Origin of the sequence: Nocardia sp. NPDC050697 (genome assembly GCF_040654395.1) — a bacterium.
Lineage (GTDB): Bacteria > Actinomycetota > Actinomycetes > Mycobacteriales > Mycobacteriaceae > Nocardia.
Genome location: NZ_JBFAHY010000003.1, coordinates 175,425 through 187,469 on the forward strand (window position 1 = coordinate 175,425; position 12,045 = coordinate 187,469).

The 12,045-nt window shown below is 69.0% G+C and carries 9 protein-coding genes and 2 CRISPR repeat arrays (1 of these 11 cut by a window edge); of the genes, 3 read left to right on the forward strand and 6 right to left on the reverse strand.

Features of this window, described 5'->3' with window-relative positions; genetic code table 11:
• Position 1: 1 nt before the first annotated feature.
• The 6 genes from cas5e to AB0H71_RS12630 form a co-directional block, all read right to left on the reverse strand.
• The gene (gene cas5e, locus AB0H71_RS12605) at positions 2-709 is read right to left on the reverse strand and encodes a type I-E CRISPR-associated protein Cas5/CasD (RefSeq protein ID WP_357018872.1); all 708 of its coding nucleotides are present in this window, start codon (positions 707-709) and stop codon (positions 2-4) included.
• Positions 706-1,821: a type I-E CRISPR-associated protein Cas7/Cse4/CasC gene (gene cas7e, locus AB0H71_RS12610; RefSeq protein WP_357018875.1), complete on the reverse strand. Its 1,116-nt coding sequence runs from the start codon at positions 1,819-1,821 to the stop codon at positions 706-708. Before cas7e ends, cas5e begins: the two co-directional genes overlap by 4 nt.
• Positions 1,821-2,465 (reverse strand): type I-E CRISPR-associated protein Cse2/CasB, encoded by a 645-nt coding sequence (gene casB, locus AB0H71_RS12615; protein WP_357018878.1) that lies wholly within the window; start codon positions 2,463-2,465, stop codon positions 1,821-1,823. Before casB ends, cas7e begins: the two co-directional genes overlap by 1 nt.
• Positions 2,437-4,092, reverse strand: coding sequence for a type I-E CRISPR-associated protein Cse1/CasA (gene casA, locus AB0H71_RS12620; RefSeq protein WP_357018881.1), 1,656 nt, complete (start codon positions 4,090-4,092; stop codon positions 2,437-2,439). The genes casB and casA overlap by 29 nt, the downstream gene beginning before the upstream one ends.
• Entirely contained in the window at positions 4,089-6,842 is a 2,754-nt protein-coding gene (cas3, locus tag AB0H71_RS12625) for a CRISPR-associated helicase Cas3' (RefSeq protein ID WP_357018884.1), read from the reverse strand. The genes casA and cas3 overlap by 4 nt, the downstream gene beginning before the upstream one ends.
• A 190-nt stretch (positions 6,843-7,032) precedes the next feature.
• Positions 7,033-7,793: direct repeats of the CRISPR family, unit length 29 nt; unit sequence GGGCTCATCCCCGCGTGCGCGGGGAGCAC.
• A 248-nt stretch (positions 7,794-8,041) separates the two neighbouring features.
• Positions 8,042-9,274 carry a helix-turn-helix transcriptional regulator gene (locus AB0H71_RS12630; protein WP_357018887.1) on the reverse strand — a complete coding sequence of 411 codons (1,233 nt, stop codon included), beginning with the start codon at positions 9,272-9,274 and terminating at the stop codon, positions 8,042-8,044.
• Between the two features lie 298 nt (positions 9,275-9,572).
• On the opposite strand from AB0H71_RS12630, the gene AB0H71_RS12635 reads away from it, so the two are divergent.
• From AB0H71_RS12635 to AB0H71_RS12645, 3 genes are read left to right on the forward strand one after another with little or no spacing between them, the layout of a single operon-like run.
• A complete protein-coding gene (locus tag AB0H71_RS12635) occupies positions 9,573-9,827 on the forward strand; it encodes a hypothetical protein (protein WP_357018889.1) in 255 nt (84 codons plus the stop codon).
• Positions 9,824-10,024, forward strand: a complete 201-nt coding sequence (locus tag AB0H71_RS12640; RefSeq protein ID WP_357018892.1) for a hypothetical protein — start codon at positions 9,824-9,826, stop codon at positions 10,022-10,024. The genes AB0H71_RS12635 and AB0H71_RS12640 overlap by 4 nt, the downstream gene beginning before the upstream one ends.
• A complete protein-coding gene (locus tag AB0H71_RS12645) occupies positions 10,021-10,449 on the forward strand; it encodes a hypothetical protein (RefSeq protein WP_357018895.1) in 429 nt (142 codons plus the stop codon). The genes AB0H71_RS12640 and AB0H71_RS12645 overlap by 4 nt, the downstream gene beginning before the upstream one ends.
• A gap of 147 nt (positions 10,450-10,596) precedes the next feature.
• A CRISPR array of direct repeats spans positions 10,597-12,045; the repeat unit is 28 nt; unit sequence GGCTCATCCCCGCGTGCGCGGGGAGCAC (it continues 530 nt past the right edge of the window).

The following is a 12,045-nucleotide window of genomic DNA, read 5'->3' on the forward strand; positions in this document are numbered from 1 at the left end:
GCTACTCACCCCCGAGCGCGGCCATCGGGAAGTGGCCGGCGCGCCCCAGCGGATTGTCGATATCGACGTGATCCTCCACCACGGTGCGCCACCCGTATTCACGACGCTCGGGATCGAAGCTGAGCGGCATGTCGCGGACACGTTCCCGCAATCGATCCCCCGGATCACCCGGCAGCAGATCGCGGTAGATCGGCAACCTGAGCCGCTCGGGCTGTTGTCTCCGATACCACTGAGCCGCCTGCCATTCAGTGCTCCGAAGTGCGTCGACGAGCGTGAGTTCCGTCGGCTCGCCGAGCACGAGCGGCTCGGTGACGGGACAGGATCTGCGCCCCAGGTACAGCGGGAATTCAGGACGACGCAGCGCTTCCCGAATACCGGTGATGAGTTCGCGCTCGCCGTGGATCGCCGCCAGGAACGCGGCATCGGCGAGGTAGTAGCGCTGTGACAGCGGGAACTGCTGCTTCTTGTCCAGGCTGAGCGCGACCTGGAAGTCGCGGATCAGCCGACCCGGTTGATCGACCCGAACCCCGAAGCCGAGCCCCTGCAGGGCTTCCTCCACCGGATCTGTCCGACGGCGCCCCTGCGCGGCGGAGATAAGCCCGAGGATTCCGCTCTTGGAGGGGTACTGCTGAGTTTCCCGGCGTGCGAAACGACTCGCGACCCCCCACGCCTGCAGCGGAGCCGCCAGCCGCAGCAGCAGCACGGTCACGACGTCACCGCTGCCCGCACCCGGTGGGTGACGCCATCCACCGCCGCCGCGAGTGAGCCGGGGGTAGCGATCTCACTGAGCGCGTCGGCGCCGTCACCGGCGGCGACCACGAAGTTCACGGTGGTGCCGTCACCATAGGCCGCCTCGACCGCGGTGTAGCGGGCGACGAGCGCCTTCGCCGCGACGGCTGCCCTGGCCTCGCCCGCGGCGACGATCGGCTCCTCGAAGGCGGTCACGAGATTGACCGGCTGGTCGGTGCGCAGACTGAACACCACCGCATCGGGCAGCGTGCGATTCGCGAACGTGTTCTGCTTGCCGGTCGGCATGCTCCGCACGAAGGCTTTCAGGAAAGCCTCAGCGGCGAGTACCGTCGCCTCCGAATCTCCGAGGTTGCGGTGCAGTGCGGCCACGTTCACCGTCGCGTAGCGGTAGAGCGTGGACGAGCTGAACTCGACGACGCCGATCATGCCCGCACCTGCGTTGTCCTCCGGCGCACGGTCGTCAACGGCGGTGTAGTAGTCGAACTCGGTGTTCACCGCGTGCACGGAGATCGCGTGCGCGACCTGCGCGGCGGCGTCGACATTCAGATCGGCGGAGTCGGCGACCATCCGCCCGAACAGTGCGACGTCGATGCTGTCGGCTCCCTTCGCAGCGGCTTTGGCAGCGGCCTTGTCGATCGTGGCGCCACCGTGGGCCGCGATCGCGAGTTCGGCGAGCCGGTCGATCTGCGTCGCGCTGAGAAAGAGGAGGTACTTCGACTGCTCGATCGGGTCGACTTCCTCGCCCTTTTTCTTCTTCGGCTTCTCCAGAACGATGCCCGCTGCCGTGAAGACCGCCGAGACAGCCGTCTCCCGCGCCTCGGCGGTGGGGATGGTGTCACCGACACGCTTGGCGACGAGTTCCACGATGCGCTTCGTTCGCACCCCGAGCGTGCTCGGATCGACCAGGGTGCGAAATTCGGTGCGGGCAGCCCGCTTCCACGCCTGACTCGAGACCCGGGCCCGCTGCACGCCGCCGTAGTAGGCGGTCTTCGGCCGACCGGTGTCGTCACGGTTGACGTTGCTCGGCGGCACGGTCTGCAGCACGTGGACGTCGATGAAGAGCCTGGTCATTACTTCGCTCCTGTCTCGGGGGTGCCCGCGGCGGCCTCGGGGGCTTTGCGATGGAAGTCGCGAGCCCAGGCCAGCAGTACGCGGTCGGCGTAGGTGTTGCGGTCGAGCCGCCCCAGGTCGACGGAGAGCTTGCCGTAGTCGAGGGCGACGTCGAAGGCCCGGCACTGGGTGATGAGCCCGCGCAGGTGGATCAGCCGGGCGGGATGATCCTGCGCTGTTCCCAGCGCGTGGAAGCGCGTCCGCACGGCCTGCTCGGAGCCGGCCTCGGCACCGAGCGCACGCACCGCCGCGCCGAGCCCGACGCCCGCGCGATGCATGGCGCCGGTCCGCGACTGCTGGTGCAGCGCGAAAAGCGTGATCGCGTCGAAGGCCGCGCGTTCCCACACCGTCGCGGCACCGTCGCGCTCGGCCCTGGTGAGGGTTTCCGGTGCGTTCAGTTCCGCCGGGAGACCGTCGATCGTCAGCTTCCACAGCAGCGGATCGGTCCCGGGGGCGCCACCGACGCCGCGACGTAACTCCGCAAGCGCTGCTCGCGCGTCGGCGTCCTGTGCCCGGTACTGCTTCTGCAGGACGGAGACCCGGCGGTCGACGTGGTCGCGGAGCAGCTTCTCGCGTTCACCAAACGACTTCGACGCGTTCGTCATCGGCCGCCTTTCCTTTCTCGGGGGACGTCGGCGCGGTGGAAGCGGCGGGCACCAGGCCCGCGAGCCGACCGCGGAACCACAGATCGGCCTGGCCGGAATCGATCCAACGGCTGTTCGCTTCTCTTCCGACCCATGCGGGCTGCCCCGCCGCCGCGATGAGTTCGTCGGCGAGGCCACGCACGATCCGGCCGACGACCCGCTGCCATTCGGCGGCGGAGCCCGACAGGTCGGTGGCGAGCGGGTCGAGTCCGCGCAGCCACCGCCGATACGGATCTTCGAGCGTGAAGTAGCCGAGTTCTCTGGCGCGGGCGGTCGGCCCCTCCGTCGCACCACCCGCCGCGAGCGCGAGATTCGCCGCGAGCCGCCCGAGTTCGGTGACGCAGTCCTCGGCGAGCTGCACGGCGTTCACCGCGCAGGTCCGCAGTGCGGGGTTGTCGGCCAGCATGGCGGCGGAGAACCCGATCGCGTCGTCGATGATGTCGCCGACGATCGAGACATTGTTGATGTAGTGCATCCCGGTGGCATGCAGGCGAATCGGATGGGTCCGCGGTATCACGCCGCGCGCCGTCAGCAGCCCTGCCCACTCGACCACACCCGGTGCGATTCCGCGCCCGGTGGTCGGCGCCGAGTTCGCGACGTCGCCGAGCAGGGACCGCAGTCCGCGCCAGAGTGAGCGATCCGGATCGTGCAACAGCGGGTAGTGGCGCGGCTTGCCCGCCTTCTTCGATTGGATCTCGCTGTAGCGCCAAGCCGTCATGGGCTCCAACCGCTGCTGGTTGAACGGCTCGAGCGCATCGCCATTGCAGAGCACGAGCCCGGTCACCTCGGTGCCGTCGCGGACGAGGCGAATTCGGCGGCTCTGCCAGGTCAGGAGATCGACAGGACCGCGCGGGCCCGGGTCTTTCCGAGCGGCGGGGCCGTCGGCATCGCGCTCCCACGGCGGAATGCCGAGCTGCTGGTGACGTTCGCCGCTCGGGTCGGTGAGGACCAGGTTGAGCAGCAGCGTCTGCCGGAGGTCGGTGCCTTCCAGATAGACGCCGCCGAGCCCGCCCGCCCACGCGATCCCGATCGGATAGCCGCGGCCCCCCTTCACGCGCTCGTCGCCCACCGCACCGGATTTGATCCCGGACGGGTCGAAGGCGTGCGCGTGGACCAGCCAGCGCGCAGCCTCGGCCGCGCCGATGCGCTCGATCGCTCGCCCGGCGCGCGTCGTGAAGTACTTGCTGCCATTGGGGATGTCGGCGATCACCTTGTCGAGCGAGCTGACCGCATCTTTGCCCGAACGAAGCCCGGCCACCTGCAGGAACGGCTCTTTCGCATCGAAGAGCTGGAAGCGGTGGCGGTAGCGGAGCAGGTAGGCGTCGATCTCGTCCGCTGGCCATTCCCGCCACAGCCCGGTCCAGATCTCGACGGCGGTTCCGGGTCGCTCGCGGATCGCGCGGTGTAACACAGCCAGGAGCAGGCGCAGGATGGCGAACTCCTGGGTAGGGAGTTCGCCCGCCAGTGCGCTCAGCTCGTGTGCATCGCGGAACAGCTGTCGCAGCGAGACTTCACGGAGCCGGCCCGCGGTGTCGGTGGCGAGGGTCCACGGCTCGTCGAGGAGGTCGAACCGGTACTCGTCCGTCACGGTGTGCTCCGATCCTCGGCGGCCGGAACCGCGAGCAGTCCGAGCCGGGGGTCATAGCGCAGGTCGTATCCGGCCAGGTCCGCCGTCCCGTCCGCATCGAGTTCGAGTACCAGCTCTCCGGCCAGCCAGTGACTTCGTTGCCAGCCCGGGTACCAGGTGTCCTCGAGCGCGCGAATCATCCGCTCCTTCCGTCCGGATCGGGTCAGGTACGCGGGTAGCCGGATGGTGGATGCGGCCAGCTTCTTCGCCAGCCACGCCGATGGCTCGGTTTCGGTCGGCACTGATTTGCCACCGATCTCGGGGACCTGCTCAAGGGCATACACTTCCGAGCCACGGCACTGTACGACGATCGCTTCCAGACTGTCCTCGGAATCCCGCACCTGTGCCTGCCCGCCGACGCCCTCGGCATCGTCCGGAATATCGTGTACGAGCCATCCGGCTAACGTCGGGTTTTCGCTCGCGGGCCCGGGGAGCAGATAGTCCTGCGCCTTCTGCTGCTGTTTAGCGGTGTGGTCAGCCCACGCGTCATCCGCCGCGCACATCTGCTCCGCCCAGGAAGCCGGTTTTTCGATGCGCTCGCCGTAGGCCGCCGCAACCAGATCGGGGACGTCATCGGGGATGGTGACGGACCGGCCCGCCGAGAGATTCAGTACCAGCGCCGCGCGCAGCAGCCGGGACAGCCCGTAGACGGCCTCGGAACCGCGCACCGGCTCGGGCGGGACCGCATCCCAGCTCGCGCCGCGAACCAGGCAGCGCGGCTGCGCGACCGCGGCCGGCCGATGATCGCGGCTGTGCCGGTGCAGCCGCCCGATTCGCTGGAAGAGGAGGTCGACCGGCGCCAGATCGGTTACCAAGAGGTCGACGTCGATATCGAGTGACTGTTCGATCACCTGGGTGCCGACCACAACGAACCGGTCCGGTCGCAGCGCACGGCCACTCGGCGGCCCGAGCGCCGCCCGCAACTTCTCCTCCAGTTCGGCGCGGTGCCCGGCGACGAAGCGGGAGTGCACCAGCAGCACCTCGGACTCGTCGAAACCGGTATCGAGCAGGACGGTGTAGGTCTCCTGAGCTCGCGCCACCGTGTTGCACACGACCCCCGCGACGCCGCCATCAGCCAGCTCGGCATGAAGCCGTTCGGCAAGCACGCCCGCGTCGTCCTCGATCGGCTCGATCTCGATGCCCGCGATCGAGCGCCCAGAAGCGGCCACGGGGCCACCGAGTTCAGGGTGCGGCCACACCGTGACCGATGGGTATCCGGGTTCGGCGCCGACGGCACACTCGGCGTCGCCCCGACCACGCTGATAGGCGCGCACCAGCAGATCGCGCTGGGCGGGCGGCAGCGTCGCCGAGAGGAGAACGACTGGGACCCGATAGGCACCGAGCCACTCCAGTGCCCGGCACAGGTAGGTCGACATGTAGCTGTCGGCCGCGTGCACCTCGTCGATGATTACGACCTTGTTCGCGAGCCCGAGGTGCCGGAGCATCACATGCCGCGTCTTCAGCGCGGCGCGCAATACCTGATCGATCGTTCCGACGACGACATTCGCGAGCGGCCCCTTCTTGCCGACGTACCACGCGTGGGCGGTGACCCCGCTGTCGACGCAGTCGACCCCGATGGAATCGAATCCCGCGCTGCGCAGCTCCGCGAAATCCTTGTTCAGGGCGGCGCGGCCGTGCGCCAGGAACATCGTGGACGGGGTATCTGGCAGGCGCTCCACCCAGCGGTGGACGCGGCCGAACATCGCATCCGAGGTCGCCATCGTCGGCAGCGCCACGAACACTCCCCCGAACCCGAACCGCTGCGCCAGCACCTCGGCCGCGGCCAGCGCCGCCTCCGTCTTCCCCTCCCCCATCGGCGCCTCGACCACCATCAGCGCCGGCTCTGGAATCGCGGCCGCCAACTGGACGCACTGCGCCTGAAGCGGCCGCGCCCGGGTCGACTCGGGCCAGCCGAACCTGCCCTGCACGAAGCGTTGGACCGCTGGCTCATCCTCCAGCGGCACCGGCTGCGGCGACCACGGCGGCGGCAGCCCGAGCTCCTGCCAGGCCCCCGGGGCCGCGGTACTCGATGCCCGCGCTTCGTCCAGCGGAAAGAGGTCCTGGTTGCTCGCGATCCAGTCGGTGACGATCACCGCCGCGGTGAACAGCGCCTGCTGGGTGAGTGAGAGCGGGAAGTGCCGCCACCGGTCCACCCGGTCCCACCCCGCCGTTCGCTCGGTCACGAAGTCGAGCAGTTCGCGGCGCGACTTGTCCCACTCGGCGCGGCCGAGCAGGTCGGTCTGGTTCGCGCCGTTGCTCGCCTCCCCCTCGGTCGGCGGGACACCGTGATGGCTGCCGACCACCACGCCGAACGAATCCGCCGCCGTCTTCGCCCAGCCTCGCTCGACCAATACCGTCGTGAGGGCTACCTGACCGGCAAGGCCGTGGGGCAACGCTTTCCGGTTCGTCAGGGCAGGCGGAAACTCCAGTCCGCGGTCCGCCATCGTCTCCGCCAGGTCACGTACCTGGCACGCGAAGGCAGGGGTCAGCTTGCCGAGATCGTGCACGGCGGCGAGCCAGCGCAGAACGGCTCGGCCCTCCTCTGCACCGCCGAGGTTCTCGGACATCGCGTGGCGGGTGTGCAGGGGTAACCAGCTGTCCCACAGGAGTTTTGCGACTTCGGCAGAGTCTGCGAGATGGCGGACGAGCGACAGCCGACCACCGTCACGGTCGGTTTTCGCCCATGCCGACATGGTCGTAGCGCTCAGCATCTTCCCCCTTTTCGCACTGTTCGGAGGGTAGAAACCGCCACCGACAGTTTTCGGGGCGCGATGCCCCGGAGCGGCGAGGATAGCAATCCCTCTTACTCGGGGACTGTCCGTCGAATGACCGCTTGCCGGTCCTGAGAGTGCCTGGTAGCGCTCGAATACTGGCGTGCAAAAGAGTGGTGATGGTCGTGGCGGACTCATCCCCGCATGCGCGAGGAGCACGTAATCGTCGGCAGTTGCGCGACGTAGTCGTCGGGCTCATCCCCGCGTGCGCGGGGAGCACACCGGCACCTTCCTCGACGGGTTCGTGAGCTGGGGCTCATCCCTGCGTGCGCGGGGAGCACAAGATCGACCGACCGCACCGCGTGCTGCAGCTGGGCTCATCCCCGCGTACGCGGGGAGCACAAGGCAGTGGAGACCGACCCGAACCGGAACCGGGGCTCATCCCCGCGTGCGCGGGGAGCACCCAGGAGGCCGCATAGTGCCCCTCACTCCGTCGGGCTCATCCCCGCGTGCGCGGGGAGCACGGGGACGATGTGGTCGACGACGAAGGCGCCGGGGGGCTCATCCCCGCGTGCGCGGGAGCACGAGAAGATCCGGTCCCCGGCGGTGAGCCGGATGGGCTCATCCCCGCGTGCGCGGGGAGCACGGCCGCATCCTCGACGACGACCAGCTGGCCTCGGGCTCATCCCCGCGTGCGCGGGGAGCACAACGAGCCGTTCATGCTCACCTCCGACGGCGGGGGCTCATCCCCGCGTGCGCGGGGAGCACTTCGAGCACCTGCTCTACGTCACCGTCGAGGCGGGCTCATCCCCGCGTGCGCGGGGAGCACCACGTACGAGGACGTGCTGGTGTTGGCGTTCGGGGCTCATCCCCGCGTGCGCGGGGAGCACAAGGTGTTCGCCGCACCGAACCGGAGCCTGCCGGGCTCATCCCCGCGTGCGCGGGGAGCACACTTCCTGACCTGCAGCGCAACGCGAAGTAACCGAGTTATCCATTTACTTTCGATCCCCCTCCTCATCGAATATCTGCACACTCGCCACCACCCATAACCGGCACGAACGGAGAAACTGTACGTGCCGGCATCCTGAAACCGCCTCGACGTCTGAAAGGGATCGCGCGCGATCGCTCGGCCGGACTGACCGCGCCCGCTCTACCTGAGTATTGCCGAACCGACACCAACCCGTCCGCGCCGCCGGCAGTCAGTTGGAGTGGGGTCCTTGTTCCGGCGCAATGCCCAACCGCCACGCGAGACCGCGCAAGTTACGCCCGCCCGCATCACGGCGAGCCGTGCGCAGTTGGTCGGCTACAGCCTCGCGCACGAAGAAGTCACCGCGAACCTGTAGCGGGGCAATCAATTCTGCCTTCAAGAGCAAGTCCAACCCTCGGCTACGATAGGCCGGTTCCGCCAGCAGCACGCGCGCTGCCTCGGCGTAGTAGTTGGCGCGCCGCGATGCCGAGGGAATCGAGTCGACCGGGACGCCTACCGTATGCTCGACCGCCGCAACGCCGTCACCGAGTTCGATCCCGATCGAGGACCGCCATACGTGCACGTTGGTACGGCCGAACCAGAGGCGCCCAAAACCGCCAACGTCCTGCTCCATGCGCTGAGCCACGGCCGCGGCTTCGGCGAGGTGAGTCTCCGCGGTCGACCGGTCGTTCTGGACGGCCGCCGCCAGGGCCGCCGAGAGGTTGAGCATCCCGTACGCCTGCACCACTTCGCCGTCATCGAGGTGTGACGCGATCCGGTCGGCCGCCGCCACGGAGCGTGCGTACTGCTGGCTGCGCGACATGGATCCGGAGATCGACCCGCGCAGCCACACCGCAAACCCGATCCACGCAGGGGACTCCAGTTCTTCGGCACAGGACTGTGCGGCCTTGACCATCATGATCGGCAACCCACGCACCCCGAGACGTTTCGTGGTCTCGGCGAGTATGTAGTAGCAGCGAACGAGGCCAGCGAGCACTTCGGCGCGGAGCCCTGGGCGACGGACGTAGGCAGCATGAAGTTCAATGAGCAGTCCCGGAGCCAGCGCGCAAACTGCTGGATAGTCGCTTTTCTCCCGCATACGTTGTGCCGCTTGAAGATCCGCATCAATAGCGGACCATTCCCGCACTGACCCTCCGGGATCATCGCCGAGTTCGCACCGCTCAAGAGCGCTCTCGATATCGAGAAGGCCCGCGTAGGCGTCGGAGGACTGACCGGCACTGTGCTCCCACGGCTGGCCACTGAATTCGGAGGGCGCGACCCGCAGCGCGTGCGCCAGCGCCTCGAGGGTGCGGCGCTTGGACAGGGCCTGCTCTCCGCGCTCGACGCGCCCGAGGTAGCCGTAGGAGATACCCGCCAGCCCGGCGGCGGCCTCAAGGCTGAGACCGCGCCACAGCCGGATCTCCCGGATTCGGCGGCCGATTTCGTTCGGCGGCATGTCGGACATCGGGTCGTCTCCTCCGCGCTCGGGCAACCCATGCACCGCCGAGGGTACGCCGGGCATTCCGATACCCGCCCTGCCCTTTTGGGACAGAACCGGGGTTACGTAGGTCATAGCGTCGAATTTGGCCCTGTCGCCCGCGTTGGCTTCCGAATCGATCGGCCGTGCTTCCCGATCACGGTCCGCGGCGGTGGGTGCCCTAATTCAACCGCGACCGCAGGGGGACGCACTTATGGGGTTTGATGGCTGGTTCACACAGCACCACAGGGACGTCGGTCCCTCCTCGGCCGAGATCATCGGTCGGGTGGATGCCGAGCAACGGCACGCGCTACACGCTGTTCCAGAGCAACCGTTCACCGTCGAACAAGCGCATCGCGAAATGGAGCGGCACCGCGCTTGCCGCGCTGCGGATTTCGCGCTTAAAGAGGCCGCACGGGAAGTGCTGGTTCGCGCGCCGAGCGTGGTTCCTGCCGACCGGGGATCCAAGGTGGTTGGCGCGCTGCCGCCCGATCGCGGTCTGCGGTGGGTGCGCACAGTCGCAGCAGGGGAAGATTCATGAGCGAGCAGAACGATGCCGCCGCAGCGCGACACCGCGGTCTGGTCGACGGGATTCGCACCTACCGGTGTGACGAGCTGCCGCCGGATTTGCAGCGGTGGGACGCTTCGAGCGTGCTCACCCGGCACGCGGGTCACGATCCGGGGCGATGTCTGCCCTATGCGGCCGCGCTCGCCCGCCTGTCCACGCCGCTGTCGTGACCACGTCGCGTCCGGGACTTCCGCACTGGCGCGAACTCACCACCGCCTTCCGGATCCGCGTTCGCGATGACGAGACACTGCTACTGAAGCGGGCTCGGATGCTGGCCGTGGTGCACCGCGTTCGCACGCGCAATCCCGGTTGCGCTCAGGTGTTCGACGCCACTCGCAGTGCGCTGCGGGGCCAGATCGCGGAATGGATCGTCGACCACATTGGAGTATGCGCTATCGACGCGGTGACGTGCTCGCTCGTCATCGATGACATGGCCGCGGCACACGTCATCGCCGAGCGGCTGTTGTGCACCGAGCCGCCGGTTGGTGTCGAGCAATTGCACGACGCCTGGTTCGATGTCGGTCGATTGGCGATTCAGTGGTCCGACCTGGTGGCCGAGGTGGTCGACGGGCAACCGTCGCTTCCACGGAGATGAGAACTACGCCGTTCCACGGCATGCTGCTCTCGGCACATTGGGAGCTTTCGCTTTGAGGTGAACGCCTTAGACGGCTGCCTGCTCCGTGCTCAATCCCGCATACGCGGGGTGCACGCAGCCGCGGCGAGGTCGGCGAACGGGCTGGTGGGCTCATCAGCGCGGGCGCGCGGAGCACATGTCCCGGACCCACCCGTCCGGCCCCGCCGGGGGCTCATCCCCGCGTACGCGGGGAGCACCTGATCACCGACGGGCGCCGCGGCCTGTTCTGCGGCTCATCGCCGCGTGCCTGCGGAGCACGCGCGCCTCGGGGTCGTCCAGCAGCTCGGCCAGGGGCGCATCTCCGCGTACGCGGGAGCACAGTCTCCCCAATTGGGGAGACCCAGCCCTGCCGGGCTCATCCCCGCGTGCGCGGGGAGCACCTCTTGATCAGCGGGTTCGGGGTTCGGGTCGGGGGCTCATCCCCGAGTGCGCGGGAAGCACGTGATGGCGCCGCCGGGGTGGCGCACCTTATGCGGCTCATCTCCGCGTGCGCGGGGAGCACCCGCTTCGCTGAAGCTAGCTCCGCTTCCAGCTCGGATCATCCCCGCGTGCGCGGGGAGCGCGCCTGGTCCGGGTTGTCCGTGCCAGCCACCCACGGCTCATCCCCGCGTGCGCGGGGCGCACGCCCGGCCGGTACCGCCCTGCCCCCGATCCGGACTCATCCCCGCGGGCCCGGGGAGCACGCGCCGCCCGGGATCACCGGTGCGCCGATGGCGGGCTCATCCCCGCGTGCGCGGGGAGCACACCGGCCCCGGGGTGGAGCGGGAGCCCAGCGGGGGCTCATCCCCGCCTGCGCGGGGAGCACCTGTGGGGGCGCGCGCTCGGCGACGCCGGGGCGGGCTCATCCCCGCGTGCGCGGGGAGCACGCGAACTGGCCGATCGTCGTCATGCCCGGCGCGGGCTCATCCCCGCGTGCGCGGGGAGCACGTCCATTACACGGACGGCGTCGATTTGTGCTGGGGCTCATCCCCGCGTGCGCGGGGAGCACATGGGCGACGCCTGGAACGCGGTCGCCCCGAAGGGCTCATCCCCGCGTGCGCGGGGAGCACTCCTGCTGGTGGTAGCCGAAGTTCCGGATGGACGGCTCATCCCGGCGTGCGCGGGGAGCCCACGATAGGGAAACCACAAACGTTCACGTGACCGGGTTCATCCCCGCGTGCGCGGGGAGCACCTGGCACCTGCCGTGCGGTTCGGAACGCGCTGGGCTCATCCCCGCGTGCGCGGGGAGCACAGGGGTCGGAGCGCGGCGAGCACGTCCTCGCACGGCTCATCCCCGCGTGCGCGGGGAGCACGGAGGTCTGCCACGGAAGGGTCTGCTGGACCTCGGGCTCATCCCCGCGTGCGCGGGGAGCACTTGTACTGCGTCGCGGTGGCGGTGAGGAGCTGGGGCTCATCCCCGCGTGCGCGGGGAGCACAACGGCGTCTGGGTCTACGACTTCTGCCACGAGGGCTCATCCCCGCGTGCGCGGGGAGCACGGCCCGGCGCTGCCCCAGCTCGTGCCCGTCGGCGGCTCATCCCCGCGTGCGCGGGGAGCACTCGGGCGACGCGGCCGGGTT